Annotated in this window: 27 protein-coding genes; 21 read left to right on the plus strand and 6 right to left on the minus strand. The window is 61.9% G+C overall.

What is annotated here, in order from left to right; genetic code table 11:
• Window positions 1-85: 85 nt before the first annotated feature.
• The 5 genes from V7M64_RS07125 (at window position 86) to V7M64_RS07145 (ending at window position 5,161) form a co-directional block, all read left to right on the plus strand.
• Window positions 86-469 carry a hypothetical protein gene (locus V7M64_RS07125; RefSeq protein ID WP_333678117.1) on the plus strand — a complete coding sequence of 128 codons (384 nt, stop codon included), beginning with the start codon at window positions 86-88 and terminating at the stop codon, window positions 467-469.
• Between the two features lie 137 nt (window positions 470-606).
• Complete coding sequence (locus V7M64_RS07130; RefSeq protein ID WP_333678119.1) at window positions 607-1,056, plus strand: transposase; 450 nt, start codon at window positions 607-609, stop codon at window positions 1,054-1,056.
• Between the two features lie 683 nt (window positions 1,057-1,739).
• Window positions 1,740-2,909 (plus strand): hypothetical protein, encoded by a 1,170-nt coding sequence (locus V7M64_RS07135; RefSeq protein WP_333678121.1) that lies wholly within the window; start codon window positions 1,740-1,742, stop codon window positions 2,907-2,909.
• 57 nt (window positions 2,910-2,966) lie between these two features.
• Window positions 2,967-4,184 (plus strand): hypothetical protein, encoded by a 1,218-nt coding sequence (locus V7M64_RS07140; RefSeq protein ID WP_333678123.1) that lies wholly within the window; start codon window positions 2,967-2,969, stop codon window positions 4,182-4,184.
• A gap of 608 nt (window positions 4,185-4,792) precedes the next feature.
• Entirely contained in the window at window positions 4,793-5,161 is a 369-nt protein-coding gene (locus tag V7M64_RS07145) for a hypothetical protein (RefSeq protein ID WP_333678125.1), read from the plus strand.
• Window positions 5,162-5,195: 34 nt separating this feature from the next.
• Here the strand turns inward: V7M64_RS07145 and V7M64_RS07150 are convergent, their stop codons facing one another.
• Window positions 5,196-5,753: a lytic transglycosylase domain-containing protein gene (locus V7M64_RS07150; RefSeq protein ID WP_333678127.1), complete on the minus strand. Its 558-nt coding sequence runs from the start codon at window positions 5,751-5,753 to the stop codon at window positions 5,196-5,198.
• Between the two features lie 120 nt (window positions 5,754-5,873).
• The gene (gene trxA / locus V7M64_RS07155; protein WP_333678129.1) at window positions 5,874-6,743 is read right to left on the minus strand and encodes a thioredoxin; all 870 of its coding nucleotides are present in this window, start codon (window positions 6,741-6,743) and stop codon (window positions 5,874-5,876) included.
• Between the two features lie 203 nt (window positions 6,744-6,946).
• Between trxA and V7M64_RS07160 the strand changes: the two genes are divergently transcribed.
• The 8 genes from V7M64_RS07160 to nadD all read left to right on the plus strand — a co-directional run bounded on the left by V7M64_RS07160 (window position 6,947) and on the right by nadD (window position 15,627).
• Window positions 6,947-7,597 (plus strand): paraquat-inducible protein A, encoded by a 651-nt coding sequence (locus V7M64_RS07160; RefSeq protein ID WP_333678131.1) that lies wholly within the window; start codon window positions 6,947-6,949, stop codon window positions 7,595-7,597.
• A complete protein-coding gene (locus V7M64_RS07165; RefSeq protein WP_333678133.1) occupies window positions 7,594-8,217 on the plus strand; it encodes a paraquat-inducible protein A in 624 nt (207 codons plus the stop codon). Before V7M64_RS07160 ends, V7M64_RS07165 begins: the two co-directional genes overlap by 4 nt.
• A complete protein-coding gene (locus V7M64_RS07170) occupies window positions 8,210-9,940 on the plus strand; it encodes an MlaD family protein (protein WP_333678135.1) in 1,731 nt (576 codons plus the stop codon). The genes V7M64_RS07165 and V7M64_RS07170 overlap by 8 nt, the downstream gene beginning before the upstream one ends.
• The gene (locus tag V7M64_RS07175) at window positions 9,937-10,548 is read left to right on the plus strand and encodes a PqiC family protein (protein ID WP_333678136.1); all 612 of its coding nucleotides are present in this window, start codon (window positions 9,937-9,939) and stop codon (window positions 10,546-10,548) included. The genes V7M64_RS07170 and V7M64_RS07175 overlap by 4 nt, the downstream gene beginning before the upstream one ends.
• A 176-nt stretch (window positions 10,549-10,724) precedes the next feature.
• Window positions 10,725-13,358, plus strand: coding sequence for a leucine--tRNA ligase (leuS, locus tag V7M64_RS07180; RefSeq protein WP_333678138.1), 2,634 nt, complete (start codon window positions 10,725-10,727; stop codon window positions 13,356-13,358).
• Between the two features lie 4 nt (window positions 13,359-13,362).
• Window positions 13,363-13,953, plus strand: a complete 591-nt coding sequence (gene lptE, locus V7M64_RS07185) for an LPS assembly lipoprotein LptE (protein WP_333678140.1) — start codon at window positions 13,363-13,365, stop codon at window positions 13,951-13,953.
• 15 nt (window positions 13,954-13,968) lie between these two features.
• Window positions 13,969-14,979 (plus strand): DNA polymerase III subunit delta, encoded by a 1,011-nt coding sequence (gene holA, locus V7M64_RS07190; protein ID WP_333678142.1) that lies wholly within the window; start codon window positions 13,969-13,971, stop codon window positions 14,977-14,979.
• Window positions 14,980-14,991: 12 nt separating this feature from the next.
• Complete coding sequence (gene nadD / locus V7M64_RS07195; protein ID WP_333678143.1) at window positions 14,992-15,627, plus strand: nicotinate-nucleotide adenylyltransferase; 636 nt, start codon at window positions 14,992-14,994, stop codon at window positions 15,625-15,627.
• Between the two features lie 475 nt (window positions 15,628-16,102).
• Here nadD and msrB read toward each other — a convergent pair whose 3' ends face one another.
• Window positions 16,103-16,729, minus strand: coding sequence for a peptide-methionine (R)-S-oxide reductase MsrB (gene msrB, locus V7M64_RS07200; RefSeq protein ID WP_333678144.1), 627 nt, complete (start codon window positions 16,727-16,729; stop codon window positions 16,103-16,105).
• Between the two features lie 30 nt (window positions 16,730-16,759).
• A complete protein-coding gene (locus tag V7M64_RS07205) occupies window positions 16,760-18,484 on the minus strand; it encodes a cytochrome c biogenesis protein DipZ (RefSeq protein ID WP_333678146.1) in 1,725 nt (574 codons plus the stop codon).
• A 274-nt stretch (window positions 18,485-18,758) separates the two neighbouring features.
• Between V7M64_RS07205 and V7M64_RS07210 the strand changes: the two genes are divergently transcribed.
• The 7 genes from V7M64_RS07210 to V7M64_RS07240 all read left to right on the plus strand — a co-directional run bounded on the left by V7M64_RS07210 (window position 18,759) and on the right by V7M64_RS07240 (window position 23,440).
• Window positions 18,759-19,283, plus strand: coding sequence for a sigma-70 family RNA polymerase sigma factor (locus tag V7M64_RS07210; RefSeq protein ID WP_333678287.1), 525 nt, complete (start codon window positions 18,759-18,761; stop codon window positions 19,281-19,283).
• Between the two features lie 5 nt (window positions 19,284-19,288).
• Complete coding sequence (locus V7M64_RS07215) at window positions 19,289-19,939, plus strand: NrsF family protein (RefSeq protein ID WP_333678147.1); 651 nt, start codon at window positions 19,289-19,291, stop codon at window positions 19,937-19,939.
• Between the two features lie 458 nt (window positions 19,940-20,397).
• Entirely contained in the window at window positions 20,398-20,787 is a 390-nt protein-coding gene (rsfS, locus tag V7M64_RS07220; protein ID WP_333678149.1) for a ribosome silencing factor, read from the plus strand.
• 12 nt (window positions 20,788-20,799) lie between these two features.
• Entirely contained in the window at window positions 20,800-21,270 is a 471-nt protein-coding gene (gene rlmH, locus V7M64_RS07225) for a 23S rRNA (pseudouridine(1915)-N(3))-methyltransferase RlmH (protein WP_333678150.1), read from the plus strand.
• A 43-nt stretch (window positions 21,271-21,313) separates the two neighbouring features.
• Window positions 21,314-21,763, plus strand: coding sequence for a GNAT family N-acetyltransferase (locus V7M64_RS07230; protein ID WP_333678152.1), 450 nt, complete (start codon window positions 21,314-21,316; stop codon window positions 21,761-21,763).
• 107 nt (window positions 21,764-21,870) lie between these two features.
• Complete coding sequence (locus V7M64_RS07235) at window positions 21,871-22,827, plus strand: hypothetical protein (protein WP_333678154.1); 957 nt, start codon at window positions 21,871-21,873, stop codon at window positions 22,825-22,827.
• 37 nt (window positions 22,828-22,864) lie between these two features.
• Window positions 22,865-23,440, plus strand: a complete 576-nt coding sequence (locus V7M64_RS07240; RefSeq protein WP_333678155.1) for a Maf family protein — start codon at window positions 22,865-22,867, stop codon at window positions 23,438-23,440.
• A 69-nt stretch (window positions 23,441-23,509) separates the two neighbouring features.
• Here the strand turns inward: V7M64_RS07240 and V7M64_RS07245 are convergent, their stop codons facing one another.
• A complete protein-coding gene (locus V7M64_RS07245) occupies window positions 23,510-24,304 on the minus strand; it encodes a CPBP family intramembrane glutamic endopeptidase (protein WP_333678157.1) in 795 nt (264 codons plus the stop codon).
• Window positions 24,305-24,326: 22 nt separating this feature from the next.
• The gene (locus V7M64_RS07250) at window positions 24,327-24,722 is read right to left on the minus strand and encodes an MAPEG family protein (RefSeq protein ID WP_333678159.1); all 396 of its coding nucleotides are present in this window, start codon (window positions 24,720-24,722) and stop codon (window positions 24,327-24,329) included.
• Window positions 24,723-24,823: 101 nt separating this feature from the next.
• Between V7M64_RS07250 and V7M64_RS07255 the strand changes: the two genes are divergently transcribed.
• A complete protein-coding gene (locus V7M64_RS07255; protein WP_333678161.1) occupies window positions 24,824-25,687 on the plus strand; it encodes a neutral zinc metallopeptidase in 864 nt (287 codons plus the stop codon).
• Window positions 25,688-25,726 lie beyond the last annotated feature (39 nt).

The raw sequence follows: 25,726 nt of genomic DNA on the forward strand, positions 1-25,726 counted from the left end.
ATTTCCATCGTCGAAGTATACGGTCAAGCATCTAGTGTTAACACGCCCTAGCACAGGCACTACCTGGCGATGGCGGGGACGTACCGTGAAAATGGTCGATGGGAGCACGGTGACGATGCCCGATACGCCTAAAAATCAGGCGCTTTATCCGCAATCAGGGATACAAGCGCCGGGGCTTGGATTTCCCATCGCACGAGTAGCCGCACTGCTTTGCCTGGGGACCGGCGCGGTTATCGATACGGCAATGGGGCCGTGCCGTGGCAAGGGTGAAAGTGAGCAATCGCTGCTATATCGCATGTTGCCACGGGTGGCGTCGGGCGATGTCTTAATTGCCGATCGCTATTACTGCTCCTATTTCGGCATTGCCATGGTTCAATTGCGTGGCGCCGATGTGATTTTCCAGCAACATCAACGCCGGATCACGGATTTCGGAGAGGTCGTCGGCTGGGAGTTCGAGATCATGTGGTGACATGGCAGAAGCCCAAGTAGAAACCGGAATGGCTGAGTCAGACCGATTATGACGAAGCGCCCGAAACACTTACCGTTCGCGAGGTGCAAGCGGGCAAGAAAGTGCTTGTAACAACGCTGTTGTCGCCGGGCATCTGCATGAAAGAACTCAAGCAGCTTTACACACAGCGTTGGAATGTCGAATTGGATCTACGCAACATCAAGGCTACGCTCGGCCAGGATCGCCTAGCGTGTCAGACTCCTGTCATGAACGAGAAGCAGTGGTGGGCCGCCTTGCTTGCCTACAACCGGATTAGACTCTTGATGGCGCGCTCCGCAAAAATCGCCGATGTAATGTCGCGTCAGATCAGCTTCAAGCACTGTTTGCAGCTTTGGAACGCCTGGAGCATGAGAGGCGACCGAGTAAATGAAGCGGAAGAAGATGTGCTGTTCAAGCTTATGGCGCAGCAGCGGGTGGCAAATCGCCTAGGCCGAATAGAGCCGCGGTCGGTAAAGCGACGACCTAAACCGTACCCACTTTTAATGCGTCATCGCCACATTGAGCGCCAACAAATTCAACTACATGGACATCCAAAAAAACTAAAGTAAGTGCCATTCGGGTCTGACCCTTTATTTCCTTCTATTTCGATCATGATCGTCCGCTAACGAGAACCTGATCACGCTTTAACGCCAGCCAGGGGGCGACCTCGACATTGACCTTACAATCGCCTCCTTAGAATGCGTCTCCACCGCTGAGGCGCCGTTTTCGCCACGGCGGTAGCAGCTCAATAGCGGCACCCCATTCAAGCCACAGGGCATAAGGCCAGGGAGGGCGGTGATGTGTGCGCGTGACTTTCCCATGCATATTGCGGTGGTCGCGAATGGTGCGCCGACCTGCCCTGACGCGCGCTGCCGTGAACAGTCGGCGCTTTCCGCGCGCAGTACGAAGGGCATGGGCGCACTGCCGATCCATGCGCTTGCAACACCGATGGGCGAGACGATCATGGCCGCCATGGCGCCGATTGCGTTGGACGGCGCTCAGACCTGCGCCATTGGCGTCTGCAGGTTTCCTGCTCATTCCGATGTACAGCCTGGCCTCAGAGCCTGTTTGCGATCTCTGCGCAACGCGCGCTACGCAGGGATCGTAAACAGGCCCTCAAAGCAAACGAGGCGCGCGGCTCATGTGACGCAACCGATGTCCGACTGAAAGCTGGCCTGCCTGCACCTCAACGCCGGCTTCGGCTAGCTGCACTGCGTAGATCACCGGCAGTTTATCCATAAGGAGAAACGACATGTCCGAACCGCGATCCACAGACCTGTTCAAAAGTTTCGACACCGGCTTGCTCAGCGGACGTCCCGCCTTTCTGTTCGTCAAGCAAACGGATACCGACGGCGATGCGATCTACCTTCGCCACTATTCGGGCGACGGCGAATGCCACGACGTTCTCGCCGGCAAGAGCCCCGAGGGCTCGCACGTACCGGCGGCGCGCTTCGTGAAGGACGATGGCAATACGATCCTTGCACTTGCATGGTTTCATTCCACCGGGCAGGACCGGCATCAAGGGCATTTCTCCCAGGTCGTCACCGAGGCGTCCGGCATCAAGGTCACGCCTGCGCAAGCACTCGATTTTCCGAACGTGATCGAGCCGATCCTGGTCAACCTGGTGCCATCGGGCGAGAACATCTATTTCGCCTGCATCGATGGGTACGGTGACGGCCCGGGCGTCGTATGTCTGGCGACCTTCGATGCCGGGACGCTGCAACCCACTTCCCGTGTGACCCGGCTCGATGCGCCGCTGTCAGACGGCTACGGGGATGCAATCGAACGCCAGCTGGGCCGCAACATGAGCCTGGTGACCGATTTCGCCGGCGGCGCGTTCCTTCAGTTCGTCACCACGAATAACAATATTGCCGTCTATCGCATCGAGCCGCCCGAGCAAGGCAACGTCAAGTATCACCTGCTGTTCCGCATCGAAGAAACTGACGTTGGCTATCACAACGCGGTTTACGACAAGGAGTACAACCTGCTTCTCACCGTGTATTCCGATCTCTCGCGGAACCAGGATGAGGTTGCAGTGTATGGCGTGGCCTCGCGTATCTTCGGCGCCAACGCACCGGCGCGTAAGCGGCTCGCTGCCTATCCGGCCGCAAAAAAAAGGCTGAACCTGCTGCCCGGGGGATACACGCGGCCGGTGATTTCGCTGATCCCGCATAGCGAAAACTACCTGGTTTCCTGGGAGGGCAAGCAGAGCATCAACTTTGCCGAATTCAGCGCTGAACTCGATCACGCCGGAGCCGAGCAAAGTGTGCCGGCCGACATGCCCGGCAATCATCGCTCGATTGCAGCTGAGCATGGCTACGGCATCGGCTACCAGGATCGCTGCGATGAACCGCGGTTTGTCGGCTTGGAATACCTCAGTACGCTCAGGGCGGGGCAAGGAGAACACCATGGCCGCCACTGACGTAGCGCCGACTGCCCCCTCACCGATGAGATTGAACTGCCTAATGGAGGTATCCGCATGAATACCAACTGGCAAGACGGCCTGAACATCCTGTTCGACGGCCCCTACAATGAATCGCCACGTGCCGCGCTGTGTACTGCAGTCAGTGGACAGCTGATCGGCGCCTACACCGGATACGACGGAACGGTTTGGACGCTCTACACACGCATGCAGACGACCAACGGCGCATTGCGGCCGCCCTATCTGATGCCGGCATTCACGCGCAACAACCAGAAGGATATCGACCTGACCGCGATCGATGGCACCAACGAGATGGTCGCGGTTTGGGCAAGCAGCCATAACAACGGCTTGTACCGGGTCTATGCGCGCAAATACAGTGTCAGCGACCAGGGGGTCGGCACGCCATTCCCGCCATACCCGGAAATCCTTGCCAGCGGCGAGAACGGCAACTATGTATGCCCGCGCGTGATCTACAACCCGACCAGCGGGCTAACTTTCGTATGCTGGGCCAGCGACAACGAACGCGAGCTGCAGGGCATCTGGCTGGACCGTTCGCTGGAAGAGCAAAGCTATCGCTTCGGGATCAGCAAAGACATCTATTCGACGTTCTACTATTCCGGGACCGAACTTGGCATCGCCGCCAATGAAAACATCGTGCTGATGAACCAGCGCGACAGCGTCATCGTGGCGATCCAGGAGACCCTGAGCAAGATCAATTTCTATCGGGTGGAACGTCCGGTTTTCGGATCCTCGAGGGTGACGCTGATCACCAGCTACCCACAGGCCAACATGGGTAAGTTCCATGCCGTACTCGATCAGAGCAGAAGCACGATCATGCTGGTGTATGTCGGCCCCCAATCCTACGTCTACGGTGATCGCCTGCGCGTGTTCGGCTTGCAAGACGATTCGCCCGATGGCTCTCCAACGCCCCATGCCGAGGACAACCAGCCGCGAGCGGGTATCCGGCTGAACAATGCTACTTATGCCACAGGCATGCCATATATCGCGGCCCTGCCTGCGCAGAAGGGTCAGGAAGGGCCGCCTGGCTTCGTCGTGGCCTGGAGCTGTGCGAACTACGGCATCTACTACAACCACTTCGACGAGCTGTTCAACCCGATGGCGGCGGAACGGCAGATCAACCCGAACGATAGCGCCAACAACTATCCGAAGGTCCTGGTGAGCGACAACCAGGTCGCCATCGTGATGCAGGCCTCCCGCTTCAACAACAACAGTCTGGCTGGCTACGGCGTGCTGACTAACGTCGCACGCTACTGACCGCCTGGTCGGCGTCGGTTCGTTTCATGTGCGCCGACGCCGACCGATGCGCGGGCAGGAAAAACAGCGACGCGCTTAGAGCCCATTTACGATTCCTGCGTAGTCCGCGTTGCTTCTGAGCAGTTCAATCTGCGTATGCGATAGCCCTAAAGCAAGCCATCCCAGGCCGTGAACAGCGCCACCGAACTTGGCGCTCGCTTGTAAGGATTCAATTTGTTCTGTGGGAGCCATGCTCGGACGCGAGCTGCACACTAATAATGTGCTGCAGTTACCGCCGTGGCTTCAACGCTTTGATACGGAAAGTCAGGCAAGGATGCTTGCGCTGTAAGGCGTCGAGTAGATAAGTGTGCGGATTCTTGTCGCGTGGTTTGAAGCCTGGTCAAAGGGCGTTATGTATGGATATGGGCAATCATCGACTGGCTTGAACAGAAAAGGGCGGCTTCTGTCCGCATGATCTCTCGATGACGTCTGAGGCATTGCGGTCGACTGTGTATGGGGAATGTGAGTGGGTGACGCGCAGGTACCGGTGGCAAGTGCATGCAATTGAAAATCGTCTGTGCCGATGATTCGTTCCATGGCAGATGCTCACTATCGGGCACAATATCCCGATGACTTCTCTATCTCGTATCGATCGGTTAGCTGCGCAGCTGCGCGTTCAATTGGAGCGGCAAAGCAAGCGCTCCAGTAGCGTCCAGGCGGGTGGCTCAAGCAAAGATGGGTGGGCAGATCTGTACACCGGCGCCGCGCAATCGCCTGCCGCATCGGTTCGCGCGTTGCATGCGGCAGGTGTAACGGATGAGCGTGTGTTGGTGAGTCGTTTTATCGAGGGCATGCTCAAGCAGGAATTTGGCGATGAGGTTGGTAATGCATCGCAGTTTCAGCAGACGGTGGGGATGATCGTGGAGACTCTTGCCGATAACTCAGAGACCTGGGTTTTGTGCCGGAACTGTGTTGCGCAGGCGTTGGAGATGCGCTGATTTATTTGTGTCGTAGGTTGGGTTCAAATCTACGTCATGGTTTTGCAATCGACAGATCGGGTGTTTCAGGGTCGGGTACGCCCCATGTCGTGAGCAGGCCCTGGATTTTAACGACGTATGCGGCGCCGATATCCGGCGTTTCGGAATGATAGGCGGCGACGGCTCGCCACGAATTGCCGTATTTCTCCATCTTGCGGCGCAGATACCAGGCGCCGACGTAAGCGCTTACGCAAGGGTCCAGCAATTGCTCCCTGGCGATGCCGAAGCCGGAAAGTTCGGAAAGGTGTACGGAATTGATGCCCATTACCCCGTAGTCAGTGGTGCGGTTGGTGTTGACGTGTGTGACATCGGCGCGCATTTGCGATTCCTGATACGCAATGGCGCGCAGTACATAAGGGTGTACTTGGTGGTAGTACGCGGCCTCGTCGATGCAGTCGGCACGTGCGGAGTGTGGGGCGAGCGCTATGGCGCCAAGGGCGAGGGCTTTTAGGCTGCGCGGGACAAGCCGATGATCGCGTCGATGCGGGGGTTTGGGAGGGGGCATGGCGTCCTGCCAGGGGTCCGGAGCCTGAGAAGTATAACGGCAGCCCATGATGTGCCCGGGCGAGAACGGCGGGGAACTTGGTTCGCCTACGGGAGAGTACGAGGGTTATGGCCGTTCTTTAGGTTGGGTTAGCGCAGCGTAACCCAACCTGCGGTTGCATCGCGATCCTTAGAACAACAATGACGCCATCCGCCGGCGATAGCGGCCAACCAATTCCGCATCATCCAGGGTATTGAAGGCGGCCAACAGGCGCTTTTTCGCCTGGCCTTCGTTCCAGTCGCGAGCCTTGTCCAGGATGAGCAGCCACTGCTCCAGGCCGGCGGCAGGATCGGCGCCGAGCAGCAGGCGTACACCGAGCATATCGTGTGCTTCCCAGTCTTGCGGGTTGGCGTGCACACGCTGCTGCAACACCTCCATCGCCGGCGTGCCTTCCAGCGAACGGGCCAGGTCGAGCTGGCTGCGCAGGCGCACGGCGCGTGAATCCGTAGCGAGGTTGGCGGGCAGGGCGTTGAGTTCGGCTTCGGCGGCGGAGGCGTGGCCGGCTTGGGCCAGGGCGATGGCCAGGTCGAGCTTGAGTTCGGGGTGGTTGGGGCTTTCGGCGATTTCCTGCTGCAGGCGGTTGATGGCCTCTTCGGGCGATTCGGGGGCGAGTTCTTCCGGGGCTTCGTCTTCATCAAGCTCGCCTTCCAGCGGCTGCACGTGGCGCGACAGGAACTGGCGCAACTGGCCTTCGGGCAGGGCGCCGGCGAAGCCGTCGAGGATCTGGCCGTCCTTCACCAGGATGACCGTGGGAATGCTGCGGACGCCGAAAATGCCGGCCAGTTCCTGGTTCTTGTCCACATCGACCTTGCCCAGGCGGAACGCGCCGTTGTATTCCGCGGCGAGCTTTTCCAGCATGGGACCCAGCGATTTGCAGGGGCCGCACCATTCGGCCCAGAAGTCCACCAGCACGGGCGTCGTGAGCGAGGCTTGCAGCACCTCGGTTTCGAAGTTGGCTTGATCGACGTCGAAGATGTGCGGGGAGACGGCGGCGTTCACAGTGGACTCCAAGGATTAATCCGAGCAAATCGGGGCGGTGCGCAGCATATCAAGGGATGCCCTGATCCATGCCACGTACCCGTCACCACACTGTGCCACGCGACGCAACCTGCGAGCCTTCTGGACGTCATGCCGGGTGCGTGGCATGGATCAGAGCATCCCTGGCAAGCGTGTTTGCCCCGGATTTGCGAGAATCCCGACTTATGAGCACCACGCCCCCGGCCAGCATGGAACACGCGCAGAAGGCGATGACGTCGGATCTGCTGATCTGCGAACACTGCGACACCGTCTACCGTCGCCGCGTGCTGGCGCGCGGCGACGTGGCGCGTTGCGCACGCTGCCATGCGGTGCTGGAGCGCCATCAGCGCATCGGCCTGAATGCGATGTTCGCGCTGGTGGTCACGGTGATGGTGGTGTTCGTGCAGGCGAACGTGTGGCCGATCATTACGCTGGGCCTCAACGGCACGCAGATCCACGCCACGCTGTGGGGCATCATCCTCATGATGTGGAAGGAGCATTCGCAGGTGGTGTCGGTGCTGGCGGCGTGTACGCTGTTTTTCTTTCCGCTGTGCAAGATGCTGGTGCTGGGCTGGCTGCTGATCTACGGCCGCAAGGGGCAACGTGCACCCGGTTTCAGGCAGCTGATGGTGGTCTTGCATTACATCGGTCCGTGGACGATGAGCGAGGTGTTCGTGCTCGGCGTGCTGGTGTCGATCGTGAAGGCGCACATGTATTTCGACGTGACGCCCGATATCGGCGTGTTCGCCTATGCGGCGCTGGCGGTCCTGATCACGATTTTCTCCGGCATCGACGTGCGCCAGCTGTGGGACAAGATTCCGGAGCCGACGACGTGAGCGCACTGCCTCGCGCGCACGAGCTGGGCCTGATCAGCTGCCACGTCTGCGGCCTGGTCTGCCGCGACACGCACGTGGATCATGCGGCCTGTCCGCGCTGCGGCAGTTCCATGCATCGGCGCAAGCCCTATAGCTGCATGCGCACGTGGGCGTTGTTGATTGCCGCGTTCATCTTCTACATTCCCGCCAACGTGTTGCCGATCATGCGCACGGTCAGCCTGGGTGACGTGGACGACAACACCATTCTCAGCGGCGTGGTCGAGCTGTGGCAGAAAGGGTCGCCGGACCTCGCCGTGATCGTGTTCACCGCCAGCATCGTGGTGCCGATGGTGAAATTCCTGGTGATCAGCACCCTGCTGTTGAGTGCGCATCGCGGCACGTCCTGGGCGCGTCGGCAGCGGGCCATGCTGTATCGGCTGGTGGAATTCGTCGGCTACTGGTCCATGCTGGACGTGTTCGTGGTGGCTTTGCTGACGGCACTGGTGCAGTTCGGGTTTTTCAGCCAGGTGGAACCCTTGCCTGGCGTAGTGTATTTCGGCCTTACCGTGGTACTTACCATGCTGGCCTCCCAGAGTTTCGACCCCCGCCTGATATGGGATTGCCAGGACGACGATGACTGACCAGAACACTCCCGATCAAAGCAGACCCAATCAGAGCGGTCCCAACCTTGGCGGCAACTTGCCCGAACCGGTGGTCAAGCATCGCCGCTTCAACGCGTCGTGGATCTGGCTGGTGCCGGCGATCGCCGCGCTGGTCGGCCTGTCGCTGGTGATCAATGCGTGGCGGCAGCAGGGGCCCGCCATCACCATCAGCTTCCAGACCGCGCAAGGTCTGGAATCGGGCAAGACGGTGGTGAAGTACAAGGACGTGGTGGTCGGCAAGGTCACCCATATCCGACTCAGCCCGGATCACAGCAAGGTGATCGTGAAGGTGGACCTGGAAAAGAGCGCGGGCAATATCGCCGTCTCCGATTCGCGCTTCTGGGTGGTGCGTCCGCGTATCGGGCTGGGTGGCGTGTCGGGTATCGATACGTTGCTGTCGGGTTCCTTCATCGGCGTGGACGTGGGCAAGTCCACGCAGACGCAGACGGATTTTGTCGGCCTGGAGAATCCGCCTTCCGTATTGCACGACTCGCGCGGCAAGAGTTTTACCTTGCAGTCGGGTGACCTGGGTTCGCTGGATATCGGCTCGCCGGTGTATTACCGGCGCATCCAGGTGGGTCGCGTGGCGTCGTACAAGCTGGATGAGGACGGCAAGGGCGTCACCATGAAGATCTTCGTGGACAGCCCTTACGACAAATTCGTGACCAACGAGTCGCGCTTCTGGAACGCCAGCGGCGTGGACGTCACGATTAGCGCCGATGGCCTCAAGCTCAACACTCAATCGCTGGCCACGGTGCTGGCCGGTGGCGTGGCGTTCAACGATGCGCCCGGCCCGCATCCGGACGAAAAGCCTGCCGACGAAGACGCCTCCTACACGCTGTTCGACACCGAAGCCAATGCCATGGCGCCGCCGGATGGCGAGCCGCGCTACATCGTGATGCGCTTCGACCAGACGCTGCGAGGCTTGGCCGTAGGCGCGCCGGTGGAATTCCGCGGCATCAATTTCGGCCACGTCGTGTCGATCCGCATGGATTACGACGAAAAGACCGGTCACTTCCCGATCAACGTCGGCGCGGTGGTTTATCCCGATCGCCTTGGCCGCGCGCACAAGAAACTGGCCGAGATCGCCAAGTCCAAGGGTGACAACGAAGATATGTCCCACCTGATCGGCACGCTGGTATCGCACGGCCTGCGTGCGGAAGCCAAGGCGGGCAACCTGCTTACCGGGCAGCTCTACATTTCGCTGGACCTGGTGCCGAAGGCGCCGAAGGTGGCGTACAACCCCGACGCGCGTCCGCTGGAAATTCCCACGGTACCGGGCAGCCTCGACAAGCTGCAGGAACAGATGGCGCAGATCGTCGACAAGCTCAGCAAGATCCCGTTCGACGCCATCGGCAACAACCTCAACCACACGCTGGCCGACCTCGACAGCACCATCAAGCAGGTCAACGGCAACGTGCTGCCTACCTTCCAGGAGACGCTCAAGGGCGTCAACCGCACGGTGGGTACGGCGAATCAGACGCTGGGCACTGCCAACAGCGCGTTGTCGGCCGATTCGCCGCTGCAGCAAAACCTCGCTGGCACCTTGCAGGAGCTACAACGCATGGCCCGCTCGCTGCGCGCGTTGACCGACTACTTGAACACCCAGCCGAGTTCGCTGATCCGCGGACGCAGCAAGGACGCACCACTGCCGGATGCCGGCACGCCCACCGCACAGCCGCAGCAAGGGAGCAAACCATGATTCGTATGCGACATGTCATCGCGGCATGGTGCGCGGTAGCGCTGGCGGCCTGTTCCTCCGCGCCGGTGCATTACTACACACTGATCCCCGCGCCAGCTGGCGGGCAGGGCGAATCCCCAGCGGCGCCGGCAAGCTTCCAGTTCGAGCTGATGCAAGTGGGCATTCCGGCGCAGGACGATGTGCCGCAACTCGTCGTGCGCCAGGGTGGCCAGGCCGTGGCCCTGCTCAATGGCGAGCGCTGGGCCGCACCGTTGGCGGATGAAGTGCGTGGCGCCCTCGCGGTGGAACTGGCCCGGAGTACTGGCGCGCAGGACATCAGCGGCACCGCGCCCACGCACGGCAAGCCGGTCTTGCGCATCAAGGTCGACCTGCGCCGCTTCGATTCCTCGCCGGGCGACTATGCGTTGATCGACGCCACCTGGACGGTACGAGAGCTCGGCAGCCAAGCGGTGCTTACGTGCAGCAGCCGCATCCATGAAAGCGCGGGGCAGGGCTACGCCGGATTGGTGGCGGGCCATCAACAGGCGCTGGCGACACTGGCGGGCCAGATCGCGAGCGTGGCGCCGGCGATGGCGTCAGGAAGCGTGCCGGGCTGCCCAGCCAGGTAGGTGGCGGTGCGTAGCGGCGCAGGTGGGTCAGCACAACAAACCCAACCCGCGGGCCTGGCATGGGTTCTCTCACAGGGGAGGAAGCCTGACGCCCGTTTCTGCTAGTCTGCCGGGTCCCACGCAGCGCACGGCGATGGACGCCTGCACTGCCGAATATGCATCAACGGCGCCGGATCATGCAGGACAACCAGACCCAAGGTTCCCCCAACGATTACAACCCGCAGACGGTGGAAGCCGCTGCGCAGCAGTATTGGATCGCGCAACGCGCGTACGAGGTGAAGGAGGACCCCTCCCGCCCCAAGTTCTACTGCCTGGCGATGCTGCCGTATCCCTCCGGCGCGCTGCACATGGGACATGTGCGCAACTACACCATCGGCGACGTCATCAGCCGCTACCAGCGCATGACCGGCAAGAACGTGCTGCAGCCGATGAGCTGGGATGCGTTCGGCCTGCCGGCGGAAAACGCGGCGATCAAGAACAACACCGCGCCGGCCAAGTGGACGTACAAGAACATCGACCACATGCGCGAGCAGCTCAAGACCATGGGCTACGCCATCGATTGGTCGCGCGAATTTGCTACCTGCCAGCCGGAGTACTACCGCTGGGAACAGCTGATGTTCACCCGGCTGATGCAGAAAGGCCTGGCCTACCGCAAGAACGCGGTGGTGAACTGGGACCCGGTCGACCACACCGTGCTCGCCAACGAGCAGGTAATCGACGGCCGCGGCTGGCGCTCCGGCGCGCTGGTGGAAAAGCGCGAGATTCCGCAGTGGTTCCTGAAGATCACCGACTACGCGCAGGAACTGCTCGATGGCCTGGACACGCTGCCCGGCTGGCCGGATGCGGTGAAGACCATGCAGCGCAACTGGATCGGCCGTAGTGAAGGCGTGGACATCCACTTCGCGGTGGAAGGTGAGGCCGAACCGCTGACCGTGTTCACCACGCGCCCCGATACCTTGATGGGCGTCACCTTCGTGTCGATTGCCGGCGAACATCCGCTGGCACAGAAGGCCGCCGGCAGCAATCCGCAGTTGGCCGCGTTCCTGGATGAACTGCGCCACGGCGGCGTGTCCGAAGCCGAACTGGAAACGCAGGAAAAGCGTGGCATGGCCACCGGCCTGTTTGCGATTCACCCGGTCACTGGCGACAAAGTGCCGGTGTGGGTAGCCAACTTCGTGCTGATGGGCTACGGCACCGGCGCGGTGATGGCCGTGCCCGGCCACGACGAACGCGATTTCGAATTCGCGCATAAATACAACTTGCCGATCAAACAGGTGATTGCGGTGGGCGGCGGCGATGCCACCTACGATCCGCAGCATTGGAAAGAGTGGTACTCCGACAAGACGCGCGCCGACATGCGCGTGATCAACTCCGGCGAGATGGACGGCAAGAACTACCGCGATGCCTTCGACTTCATCGCCGGCAAGCTGGAAACCGCCGGCAAGGGGCATCGCCGCGTCAACTGGCGCCTGCGCGATTGGGGCGTAAGCCGCCAGCGCTATTGGGGCTGCCCGATTCCGGTGATCTACTGCGCCAAGTGCGGTGCGCTGCCGGTGCCGGAAGACCAACTGCCGGTGGTGCTGCCGGAAGACGTCGCATTCTCCGGCGTACAGTCGCCGATCAAGGCCGATCCCGAATGGCGCAAAACCACCTGCCCGCAATGTGGTGGCGCGGCCGAGCGCGAAACCGACACCTTCGATACCTTTATGGAATCGAGCTGGTACTACGCGCGCTACACCAGCCCCGGCGCGACCGGCCTGGTCGACGAGCGCGCCAATTACTGGCTGCCGGTGGATCAATACATCGGCGGTATCGAGCACGCGATTTTGCATCTGCTGTATTTCCGCTTCTATCACAAGCTGATGCGCGACGCGGGTTTGGTGCATGCGGACGAACCGGCCACTAACCTGCTATGCCAGGGCATGGTGATTGCCGAAACGTTCTATCGCGAAAACGCGAACGGCTCGAAGGACTGGATCAACCCGGCCGACGTGGAAATCCAGCGCGACGAAAAAGCGCGCGTGGTCGGCGCGGTGCTCAAGGCCGATGGTAAGCCGGTGTCGATCGGCGGCATCGAGAAGATGTCCAAGTCCAAGAACAACGGCGTGGATCCGCAGTTGATGGTGGAGAAATTCGGCGCCGACACGGTGCGCCTGTTCTCCATGTTCGCCGCGCCGCCGGAACAATCGCTGGAATGGAGCGAAGCCGGCGTGGAAGGCATGGCGCGTTTCCTGCGCCGCTTCTGGCGCGAGGTGATCACGCACGTCGGCCAGCCGGATCATCCGCAAGTCGATCCGTCCCAGCTGGATGCCGGCCAGAAAACGCTGCGCCGCCAGCTGCACGAAACCATCCAGAAGGTCAGCGACGACTTCGGCCGCCGCCACGCCTTCAACACCGCCATCGCCGCGCTGATGGAACTGCTCAACGCGCTCGGCAAATTCACCGACCAGAGCGACCAGGGCCGCGCCGTGCGCCATGAAGCGCTGGAAGCGATGGTGCTGCTGCTCAACCCGGTGGTGCCGCATGTCAGCCACGCCTTGTGGCAGGCACTGGGCCATGCGCAGACGGTGCTGGACGATCAGCCGTGGCCGCAGGCGGACCCGGTCGCGCTGGTGCGCGACTCGCTGACCCTGGCCGTGCAGGTGAACGGCAAGCTGCGCGGCACCGTCGAAGTGGCCGCCAACGCCTCGAAGGAAGAAGCCGAGGCGCTGGCGCGTGCGCATCCCAATGTGGCAGCCTTTCTGGAAGGGCAGACCGTGCGCAAGGTGATCGTGGTGCCTGGCAAGATCGTCAACATCGTCGCAGGATGAGTACATGAACCGCATGCTGAAACTGTTTGCGCTGCTGCCCGTGCTCGCCCTTGCCGGATGCGGTTTCCACCTGCGTGGCAGCGCGGCCTTGCCGCCAGGCATGCAGCGCGTGCACCTCACGGTCGGCGGTGCCGGCGATTTCCAGCGCAAGCTGGCGCGCGCCTTGCTCGCCTCCAACGTCACGCTGGAAGACAAATCCGGCCCCGGTATTGCCGAGCTGCACGTGCCGGCGCAGAACTTCACCGTGCAATCGCTCACCATCAACGGCGCGGCGCAGGTAACCGAATTCGCGGTGCGCTTCCATGTGGTGTTTACCGCTACAAATCCCGAAGGCAAGGTCATCGTGCCGGATCAGGCCATCGATCTGCAGCGCGAATTCAGCTATGACGCCAGCCAGCCGGTGGGTACGCAATCGCAGATGGAACAGATCCAGGGCAGCCTGATCGACGATGCCATCCAGGCCTTGCTGTTCCGACTGCAGGCAGTGGCCAAGAACGGGGAAACCGCGGCGGCCAATGCCGTCGGTCCGCTGCCGGCCAATGCGAGCACCACCCAGGCGCCGCCGCAGTACATGCCGACGCCGATCGGCAATTAAGGGCAGGTTATAGCCATGCCGCTCAACCAGATCCAGTGGCAGAAAGCGCTGGCTGCGGATCGCCTCAGCCCGGTTTACTTGTTGGCGGGCGAAGAATTGCTGGTGCTGGAGGCCGCCGACGCCTTGCGCGCACAGGCGCGCAAAGTCGGCTACAGCGAGCGCCAGGTGCTGGACGTCGGGGCGCATTTCGATTGGGATGACTTGGCGCGTTCGGCGGCAGGCATGTCGCTGTTCGCCACACGCAGGTTGCTCGACCTGCGCCTGCCTACCGGCCGTCCGGGCGTGGAAGGGGCCAAGGCGATCACCGAGTTCTGTGCCAATCCGCCGCCGGACGTCACGCTGCTGATCACCGCGGTCGAATGGAGCAACAAGCACGAAGGCGCGTGGACCAAGCAGGTCGACAGCGCAGGCAGCGTGGTGATCTTCAACGCACCGCGCCCGAACGAATGGGAAGCATGGATCGGCGCGCGCCTTGCTTCGCGCGGCCTGACCGCGACACCCGACGCCGTAGCCCTGCTGGCGGAGCGCGTGGAAGGCAACCTGCTCGCTGCCGCGCAGGAAATCGACAAGCTGGTCGTGCTGCATGGACAAGGCAAGATCGACTCGGCGGAGATGGAAAGCCTCGTTGCCGACAGCGCCCGCTATGACGTGTTCAAACTGACGGATGCCGCATTGGGTGGCGATGGCGCGCGTGCGCTGCGCGTTCTCGACGGCCTGCACGCGGAAGGCGATGAGCTGATTGCGTTGATGGGCTGGCTGGTGAATCAGTTGCAGCTGGCGCTGCGCCTGGCCAATGCACACGATTTTGGTGCGCAAGCGCGCGCGGAGCGTCTATGGCCGGCACGCGAGCAACTGTTCCGCAAGGCACTGCGCCGAGCCCCCCGCGAACACTGGATGCAATGCCTGGCCCGTGCGGCACGCATCGATCGCATCGCCAAGGGGCGCGAAGGCGGCGACGCCTGGCGGGAAACGCAGCGACTGATCGCCGCCATTGCCGAACCGCGTGCCGCGCAGGCACTGGTCTAATCGAGACATACGATGAAACCGCTGGCCCTCTTTGGCGGCACCTTCGACCCCATTCACATCGGTCATCTCAGCGTCGCCTGGGAAGCCTCCGAACTGCTCGATGCCGAAGTACGCCTGATGCCGGCCAACGTGCCGCCGCATCGTCCGCCGCCCACGGCAAGCGCGCAGCAGCGCGTGGACATGTTGCGCGCGTCGTTGCGCGGTCAATCGCGTCTGACGCTCGATACGCGCGAACTGGAACGCGGCGGCCCGTCCTACACCGTCGATACCCTGGAAGAACTGCGCCGCGACGTTGGCGAACGGCCGCTGGTGTTGCTGCTGGGCGCGGATGCGTTTGCTGGTTTGCGCAGTTGGCATCGCTGGCGCGATTTGTTTCTCGTGGCGCATATCGGCGTGATCAATCGGCCTGGTATTGATGCGTGCGTTCCGGTGGAAGTGGAGCGCGCGGTAGCGAGGCGACGTACCGATGATCCAGCAGTGATTCGCTCGCAGCCGGCGGGGAAGGTGATCGAGCTGGCGGTGACGCCACTGGAAGTTTCCGCCACGCGCATCCGCGAGTTGCTCGCGGCGGGGCGCGATCCGCGGTATCTGTTGCCAGCGGGGTTGTTCGATGATGCGGCGTTGCTTGCGCCGTATCGAGCCGGGTAGGCTGGGATGAAATCCCAGCTTACGTGCGTTTTCGCAGCGATTCGTCATTCCGGCGCAGGCCGGAATCCAGTCAAGGCAACACTGATCAAGTATCGCGGTCGTCACCAACCCTGTCTGTTCGCAGGCCAAAGGGCCGTCGGCGAAGGCAGACTGGTTGTCTGTCGAGACGGGGACCTGCGGCATGCGAACAGACAGGGCTGGCCCCAACATATTGAATTCAAAGTGATGGGGTGAGGTCTGGAAGGTCCGCAGGCTGCGCCGCGTAGCTTGGCAAGACGGCCAGTCTTCCCGGCGCCACGCAACACACCCTGCGCGCCTTCCAGGCATCATTACGACGGCGATACTTAATCAGTGTTGCCTTAAGCATGCTGTGCGAAGCACACGATACAAAAATGATTCTGTGTGCTTCGCACGTCATATTCAGACTGGATTCCGGCCTGCGCCGGAATGACGAGTGGAAAGATTCCGGCGCTCATTAACCCGCAAACGCCACAAACCGCATCGCCACCGAGTTCATGCAATAGCGCAATCCTGTCGGCTGCGGACCATCATCGAACACGTGCCCAAGGTGGCCATCGCAGCCTGCGCAACTGATCGCGATGCGTTCCATGCCAAAGCTGGTATCGCGGTGCTCGATCACGTTGCGCTTGGCAATCGGTTGCCAGAAACTCGGCCAGCCGGTACCGGAATCGAATTGCGTATTGGCATTGAACAGCGCCGTATCGCAACCGGCGCAGCGATACAGGCCTTTGTGATTCGGTTTCTCATGCGGACCGCTGAATGCCATCTCGGTACCCGCACGGCGCAGCACGTTGAAGGCGGCGGGCGAAAGGCGCTGCTGCCATTGCGCATCCGTCAGCACCACTTTGCGCACGTCGCACACGCCAAGGTCGCGACCATCTTCGTCCGCAAAACATTCCAGTTGCAGCATTTGCAGGGGAGCGGATGCTACCGGTACTGCCGCGGCCATCGCGTTACCTCCTTTGCCGCCCATGAAGCGGGTGGCCGTCACGGCGCCGAGTGCCACCACGGCGCCACCTCCAAACAAGGTGAACAGGAATCGCCGACGATCCATCGTCTTGTCGTCGAATGCGGATGTCATGTCAGTCTCCTGGGGCGGACTTCGTTGTACTCAACCGAACGTAAACGCGTAGACGTGCACGCCCGGATCGAGAAAGGTGATTTCAAAGACGCGCTCGCCGGTGCCGTGTGCCTGGCGGACGAGCTGATACAGGCGTTGGCCGTTGATGACGCCATGGCCATCGGCATCGGTATCCGTGCCGTGATCGTCGCCCGGCGCCTTGCCGTCGAGTGTCACGCGAAAGCGGATGGATTTGGCATGTTCGCCAGGACCAAGTACCAGATGCAGATCGCGTCCGCGGAAGCGGTAGACGACGCTGCCATTCGGTTTGTCGAGCGTCGCCTGCTGCGGTTTTACCGTCCACGTGCCGTTGAGCGCCCATTGATTGGCGGCGAGCGTGTCCGGCGCGTGATAAGCAAAGCTATCGTCGTGCGCAATCTGGCCACCGGCAAAGCCGTCGCTGCGCGCATAGCCCACGTAGGTTTCCGGCGAACGATACGTATCGCCGGAGCCTGCCGCCTCCGCACCGGAAGCACCCGGTTGCACGTAGCCGCCGGGCAGGTTCTTGTAGCCAGCATCGCTCAACAACCGGCGGATCACATCTTCACTGTGGGCGTATCCGCCTTCGCCGTAGTGATGCGCACGGATCTGTCCATGCGCATCGATGAAGTAATGCGCCGGCCAATATTCGTTGTTGAAGCCCTTCCATATCGCGTAGTCGTTGTCCATCGCCACGGGATAGGTGATGTGGAAATCCTTGATCGCCTTGGCGACGTTGGCAGGATCTTTCTCAAAGGCGAATTCCGGCGAATGCACCCCGATCACCACCAGGCCGTGATCGCGATACTTTTGCGCCCACGCATTTACATACGGCAGCGAGCGGATGCAGTTGATGCAGGAGTACGTCCAGAAATCCACCAGCACGACTTTGCCGCGCAGGGCTTCCGCTGAGAGCGGCGCGCTGTTGAACCACTGTGTGGCGCCGGATAGCGAAGGCAGTTCGCCTTCCACTGGCAAGGGTGTGCCCGCTTGCGGCGCGGGCGCGGCGTGCACGGGCGCCGGGCTGATGGCATCGATCAGCTTCTGCTCGATGCCGCCGGTGCTGGCCAGCGAAACACGCGTCAGCAAACCGGTATCCACGCCCAGGGCGATAATGGCCACGCCAGCCAGTACCAGCGCACCCAAGGCCCGGCGCACCCATTCACCGGCACCCAGCGAGCGCTTCATCAACGCAAATACGCGGCCACCGACCAATAAAGCCAACGCGAGCGATAGCGCGGCGCCAGCAGCGTAAGTAAGCAGCAGCAGCGTCGTTTCCACGCTGGCGCCTTGCAATGCCGCGCCGGTCAGCAGCAGGCCAAGAATCGGACCTGCGCACGGCGCCCACAGCAGGCCGGTGGCAACACCCAGGCCCGCGGCGGACCACGGCGAATCCTGCCTGGCATCCGCTTTTTCCGTGAGCCGATTGCCAAGCTTGACGAACGGCCGGCTGATCCAGTCGGCGACGTGCGGCAACAGCAAGGTCAAGCCGAGCACGGCCAGCACCGCCAACGCGATGTAGCGTCCATATTGATTCGCATGCACCGCCCAGCCGCCGCCGACCGCCGCCAGGGTGGCAACCAGCGCAAACGTAACGGCCATGGCGATCAGCATCGGCAGACCGTTGCGTGCGAATGGCCGGTCGGCGCGTGCAAACACAAACGGCAGCACCGGCAGAATGCATGGACTCAAGATGGTGACGATGCCACCGAAGAAGGCAAGGATCAGCAAAAGCATGACGGACTCGCGTGTCTTGTTTTCTGACTGGGTATTCGTTGCGTGAGCGCATGCGTTACATGCTTGCGCCGACGTAACCGCGGCGCCTTGACCAGCGAATCAGCCTGTGTATCCGGATTGACGACAGGTCATGTCAGCCACCTCATCCTTGACCTTTGACGGCCCATGGGTCCTACTACGCCAGCCTTCGTCGAGGAGGCTGAATAGCGACAAGGCCGTGTCCACCGATACTCCCAGTGCCAGCGAACAGGCTGACCGGCAACGGGCAGCATGGATGGCCGCCGCGCAAGCCGGCGACCAGCGCGCCTACACGCGCGTGCTGAACGATTCGGTGGCGTTGATCCGCGCGGTGGCAAGAAGGCAGGGCGTGGCGGTGGACGCGCTGGATGACGTGGTGCAGGAAACCCTGCTCACCGTGCATCGCGTACGGCATACCTACGATCCCACCCGCTCCTACGATGCATGGCTGGCCGCGATCGCCGCGCGCCGCGCCATCGACATTTTGCGCAGCCACGGCCGCCGCGAGCAGCGCGAAGTGCACGACGAATTCGCCTTCGACACCCATGCCGACCGCGACGATGCCAGCACCGGCGCCGAGCGTGCGGAAGAGGCTCAGCGCCTGCGCAAGGCAATCAAGACCCTGTCGCCGGGACAACGCGAGGCAGTGGAGCAGCTTGGCTTGAAGGAACGCTCGCTGGCCGAAGCCGCCGAACAAACCGGGCGCAATACCGGCGCCCTGAAAGTGAATTTGCATCGCGCGTTGAAAACCCTGCGCGATCGCTTGCATGGAGAACCTTGAAGGCAATGTCCGACGCAACCCGCCATGACGCCTTGATCGACGCGCTCGGCGCGGAGCTGACGCCTGTACGGCGTCTGCTGCCGCCGTGGCGGCGCGCGCTCGGCTGGCTGCTGGTGGTGTCGGCGATCGCCGCGGTGCTGTTCATGCGTTATGGCTGCAGCACCATGCTGCATCGCTGGGGTGCGCTGCCCGACCTGGGCGTGGGCGCGGGCGGCGGGATCATTACGGCCATCACCGCGGCGCTGGCCGCGTTCGTGCTGGCGGTGCCCGGCCGCTCCCTCAAATGGGCGTGGCTGCCGGTGCCCAGCGCCCTGGTCTGGATCGGCGCCAGCGGCCTGGGCTGCCTGCGCCTGCACCTGCCGGGGACGCCGGTGGTGGATGTGCATGCGGCCAACGATTGCCTGATTTTCATCACCAGCTATTCCGTGCCGTTGTCGGCGCTGATGATCTGGCTGATCCGGCGCGCCTGCCCGCTACGGCCGGTGGTGACGGCGGTACTGATCGGGCTGGCCAGTGCGGCTGCTTCGGCGAGCCTGCTGGAGATCTGCCACAGCTTCGATGCCACCGCGTCGGATCTGTTTTTGCATGCACTGGCGATAGCCATCGTGATCGGTGCGAATGCCGCCATGGGCGGACGGTTGCTGTCGCGGGCGTAAGCCGACACTCGCTTGCGGATGGCTTCGTTTACAACGCCAAGGCACGCCGAAATCGGCCAAACCCCGGTGGATGTTAAGGCAGCACTGATCAAGTATCGCCGTCGTCACCAGCCCTGTCTGTCCGCAGGCCGCAGGGCCGTCGGCGAAGGCAGACTGGCCGTCTATCGAGACAGCGGACCTGCGGCCTGCGGACAGACAGGGCCGGCCCCAGCATGTTGAATTCAAAGTGATGGGGTGATGCCTGTAAGGCCTGCAGGCTGCGTCGCGCGGCTTGGCAAGACGGCCAGCCTTCCCGGCGCCACGCGACACACCCTGCGAGCCTTCCAGACATCATGACGACGGCGATACTTGATCAGTGTTGCCTTGAGAAAAAAGCGCTTGACGTCCCGTCACAGCAAGGCGGATATACTGCGCTTGCGCGATCCCGCGCTGCCGAAACGCTTAAGAGGCCCCAACTCTTGACCACCATCCGTCATACCAAGGCCGTCAACACGGCCGCCCTGCGCAAGACCGTCATCGCCGCCCTTGAAGACCTCAAGGCCAAGGACATCCGGGAAATTGATGTACGCGGCAAAACTTCCATCGCCGACCTGCTCGTGATCGCTTCCGGCACCTCGGCACGCCACGTGAAATCCATCGCCGACGAAGTCGTCAAGTTCGCCAAAGAGGCGGGCGTGATGCCGCTGGGTGTCGAAGGCGAACAGGAGGCCGAGTGGGTGCTGGTGGATCTGGGCGACGTCATCGTGCACGTGATGCTGCCGCGCATTCGCGAGTTCTACGGCCTGGAGCGCCTGTGGACCGTGGGTGACCGCGACGCCGAGGGCGAAGCAGCTCTGGCAACAGGCTGAAAAAAAGCCGGAATGCGCGCCCGCCTGATCGCCATCGGCGAACGCATGCCTGCATGGGTTGCAGAAGGGTTTGCCGAATACCGCAAACGGCTCTCCCACGATTTGCCCCTCGAATTGATCGAACTGAAGCCTGGCACGCGCGGCAAAGGCCGCGATGATGCGCGTGCGATACACGACGAAGGCAGCGCCATCCTCGCCGCATTGCCGCGCGATACGCATGTGATTGCACTCGACGGGCGCGGCAAAACCTGGTCCAGCGAAGATCTGGCCGAACAGCTGGCGAAATGGCGCATGGCCGGGCGCGACCTGGCCTTTCTTATCGGCGGTCCCGATGGCCACGCGCAGGAAGTGTTAGCCCGCGCCGATCAAAAGTGGTCATTGGGACCACTCACCCTCCCGCATATGCTGGTCCGGCTGGTGCTGGTGGAGCAGCTTTATCGCGCGACCACCTTGCTCGCAGGCCATCCGTACCATCGCGCATGAAAGCGATGGCGCGCGCCGTCATTGCATTGTCATCGGAGTTGTCATGCGCTTTGAAGTTCGTCCGGCGAGCATCCAGGATCTCGACACCCTCGTGCCATTGTTCGACGGCTATCGGCAGTTTTATCGGCAGGCCGCCGATCCCGCGCGTGCGCGCACGTTTCTCGCAGAGCGTTTTGCGCAGCATGAATCGGAAATCCTGCTGGCCCACGCCGAACAGGGAACCGGCATCGGCTTCGTGCAACTGTATCCGCTCTTTTCATCCGTGCGTACGGCACGCATCTATCTGCTGAATGATCTTTTTGTAGCGTCCATGGCGCGCAGGCTGGGTGTTGCGAGTGCTTTGCTTGCCGCGTCGGCCGAACATGCGCGGGCGCGCGGCGCAACCGGTTTGTGGCTGCAGACGGCGCAGGACAACACGCCCGCGCAGGCGCTCTACGAATCGCTTGGCTGGCGACGCGATCACGAATTTTGCGACTACGGCCTCATGCTGTAGCGTGGAGTGGCGCAACGTAGCCAAGCCCATTCGATGTGGCAATGCTGGGTTACGCCGCGCCAACCCAACCTACTATGGTTGTTCCTGCATGGACGAGGATGACAAGCATGGGCAAGCTGAGCGGTTTTCTACTGATGCTGGCGGCGCTATTGCTCCCCTTAGCGGCTACGGCAAAAGAAGCCAGGAATTTTTTGTTTCTGCGGCAGGGCGGACTCGACGGCTATGAGCATCTGCTACAGCGCACCGATATCGATGGTGTGCAGATCGTCTACACCTGGCGGCAATTGGAGCCGCAGAAGGGCCGCTACGATTTTTCGCCGATAGAACGGGATCTCGCTCGCGTGGCAGCGCTGCAGAAGGCGCTGTTCATCCAGATCCAGGATCGCTTCTTCGACAAGGAAGCGCGCGATGTTCCGGATTATCTGCTTACCGAACCTTCTTACGGTGGCGGCCTCGTTGCCCAGATCGACAATCCGGGCGAAGGTGTGCCGCAGGCGCAGGGCTGGGTGACGCAACAATGGAATCCGGATGTACGCCGCCGCTATCAACAATTGTTAAAGGAGCTCGCCAAGGCCTTTGACGGGCGGGTGGAAGGCATCAATCTGCCGGAAACCGCCGCCGATATCGATCAGAAGCACGACAAGACAGGATTCACCTGCGACAAATACTTTGCGGCAGAACGGGAAAACATGCTGTTTGCGCGCAAGGTATTCCAACGGTCGGTGGTGGTGCAGTACGTCAACTTTTGGCCCTGCGAATGGGACAATGACCATCGCTATATGCAGCGCCTGTTCGAGGCCGCGCTTGAGCATGACGTCGGCCTGGGCGGCCCGGATATCGTGCCGTATCGCAAGGCGCACATGCATAATGCATACCCGTTCTTCCATCGCTACAAGGATCGGCTGGCGATGATTGCGATGGCGGTGCAGGAGCCGACCTTGACATACAAGGACCCGCAGACCGGCAAGCCGTTCACGAGGACGCAGCTGGAGGATTTTGGACGGCATTACCTCGGCGCGCACATTGTCTTCTGGAGTACGTCGTCGCCGTGGTTGTTGCAGTAAGGTGCTTTTCAATTCCCCACAAGGAACCTGGTGATTCATGCTCTATCTTGCCTCCCAATCGCCACGCCGGCGCGAATTGCTCGGCCAGCTCGGTGTGACTTTTTCCATGCTGGAGGTGGATGTGGCCGAAGTGCCGTTCCCGGAAGAATCGCCGGTGGATTACGTGCGGCGCGTGGCGCGCGACAAAGCGCAGGCAGGATGGGAAGCGCTGGAGCGCAGCGTGCAGGCGGATGCGCTGGTGCTCGCCTCCGATACGGAAGTCGTGCAGGGCGATCGCATCTTCGGCAAGCCGAAAGATGCCGACGATGCGATGCAAATGCTGCAATCGCTTTCCGGTCGTACGCATGAAGTGATTTCGGCGGTGTGCGTGGTATCGGCCAAGCGTGAACACGACGACGTCTGCATCTCGCGCGTGCGTTTTGCGGACTTGAGCGGGGCACAGATCGCCGCCTATGTCGCGACCGGCGAACCGTTCGGCAAGGCGGGGGCCTATGCCATCCAGGGTAGGGGGGCGACGTTGATCGAATATCTGGAAGGGAGTTATTCGGGCGTGATGGGCTTGCCGGTGTTTGAGACGGCGAAGCTGTTGCGGACGTTCGGGATGGCCGTATAACGCCTGCCGCGCGGGTCACGGAGGGGGCGAGGCGCAGCCGAACCCCGACATGGGGTGGTTGCGGCGCGGTCAGGTGGCTGCCAGCAATGCCACCAGCGCAAACAGGTTATACAAGCCATGCGCCAGAATCGGCGGCCATAGCGAGCCGGCTTTCAAGCGCAGCCAGCACAGCACTGCTGCAAACAACATCAGGTTCGGCAGCGCGTACCACTGAAAATCCAGGCCGGCCAAATGCACGAGGCCGAACAGCATCGCGCATATCGCAACGGACGGTGCAACCGACATCCGCTGCATCAAAGCGGAAAGCAGCACGCCGCGAAACATCAACTCCTCAACCATCGGCCCGATCGTCACCGCCACGATGGCCAGTGGCAGACGCAGGTTGCGCGATGCATGCTGCGTGAGTTCCTGCACGTTCTGCGTCACGTCATGGCCGTGTGCCAGCAGTTGCGTGAGCAAGGCACCCAAAGGGGGCATCACCACGCCGACCAGCACTGCCGCGGCATACCAGCGAGAGCCGTACGGCGCGTTGAAACCGAAGCCGGGTGGTTCGGCTTGCAGCCACAACTGCGGCCATTGTCGGCGCACCAGCCAGAACATAAGCAGTGCGATCAACGGCAGCGCCACCACCATCAGCATGACGCTGCTGTCGGTTTGCCGCAGCACGTTCATCACATGCTTGTGCACATTGGCAAACGACGATTGCGGATGCCGAATTTTTTCCAACACGCCAACAACCAGGCCCATCAGCACACCGGCACCGACTTGCAGCAGGAAATACAGCAGCACCAGGCCGATGGCATGCAGCACGCCCGGGAGTTTGGAAGAGGGCCATGGCGTAGCCGGTGGGGCCGGCTTGAACATCGGGACGTCCTCGGTACGCGGTTCAGCCGGCCAGCAGGGCGCGGCCCAGGCCCAAGGCAGCCATCACCAGCGTCGCCGCCCAGCCCACCATGCCAACCATGTAACCGCCGCCGCGTTTGCCGGCGTCGCCAAGATAAGCGATGGCATACCACACGCGCCCCAACACCCACACCAGGCCGGCGACACCGGCCCAGAACACGTAGCCGTAATGTGCAGCCAACCACAATGTCGGCAGAAACATCACCGTGTTTTCCAGGGTATTCATCTGCACGCGATAAGCGCGTTCGAACACCGGATGGCCGCTGATGGCGGGCGCCTGGATGCGGTACTTGCCTCGCGCGTGGCCAACCACCCACATCGTGCCGAATTGCAGAAGGACCGTCAGCAGGGTGACCAGGGCGGGCAGGTTTTGAGTCATGTGGCGCACGCGTGTGGAAAAGGATGTGCCACTGTAGCGTTTTGATGCGATGCTGTGGGAGTTGGCCGGCATTGCACGGCGGGGCGCATGCGGGAGGCGTTATGGACTGGCAGAAAGGCGAAGAGAGTCAGAACGTCGAAGTCGACCAGGGCGGTGGTGGTGGCCGTGGATTTGGTTTCGGTGGCGGCCGGATGGGCATTGGCGGCCTGCTGATTCTGGCCGTGCTGGGCTGGATCTTTTTCAAGAATCCGCTGGCGCTGCTCGATCAGGGCGGTGGTCAGCCCAGCACCTATGCACCAACGAGCCAACCGGCGCAGGTGGATCCGCAGCAAAAGGAATTCGTCAGCCGGGTGCTGGGTTCCACCGAGAAAACCTGGACCGATATCTTTGCCGGCATGGGACGCAGCTATGTCGATCCCAAGCTGGTGCTGTTCAGCGGTGGCGTGAATACGGCCTGTGGCGCCGCGTCCACGGCGGTGGGCCCGTTCTATTGCCCGGGTGACCAGAAGGTTTACCTGGACCTGGATTTTTTCCGCGAGTTGCAGACACGCTTCCATAGCAGCGGCGATTTCGCGCGCGCTTACGTGATTGCGCACGAAGTCGGCCACCACGTGCAGGATCAGCTGGGCATCTTTGCCAAGACCAGCCAGTTGCAGCGGCAAGGCGCGGCCATGCAAGGCGCTACCGGCCTTTCCGTGCGGCAGGAATTGCAGGCCGATTGCTTTGCCGGCGTGTGGGCCAACCGCACGCAGCAACGCCTGCAATGGCTGCAACCGGGTGACGTGGAATCCGCGCTCAATGCCGCCAGCCAGATCGGCGATGACACGTTGCAGCGCGAGGCGCGTGGCACGGTGGTGCCCGATTCGTTTACGCACGGCACCTCGGCGCAGCGGGTGAAATGGTTCAAGACCGGATTGGAGAGTGGGGATATTCGGTCGTGCAATACGTTTAGCGACGCGCTGTAGCTTTTGCTGGCTGGGATTTCATTCCAGCGTGCAAAGCGA

Origin of the sequence: Dyella sp. (genome assembly GCF_036746095.1) — a bacterium.
Lineage (GTDB): Bacteria > Pseudomonadota > Gammaproteobacteria > Xanthomonadales > Rhodanobacteraceae > Dyella_B.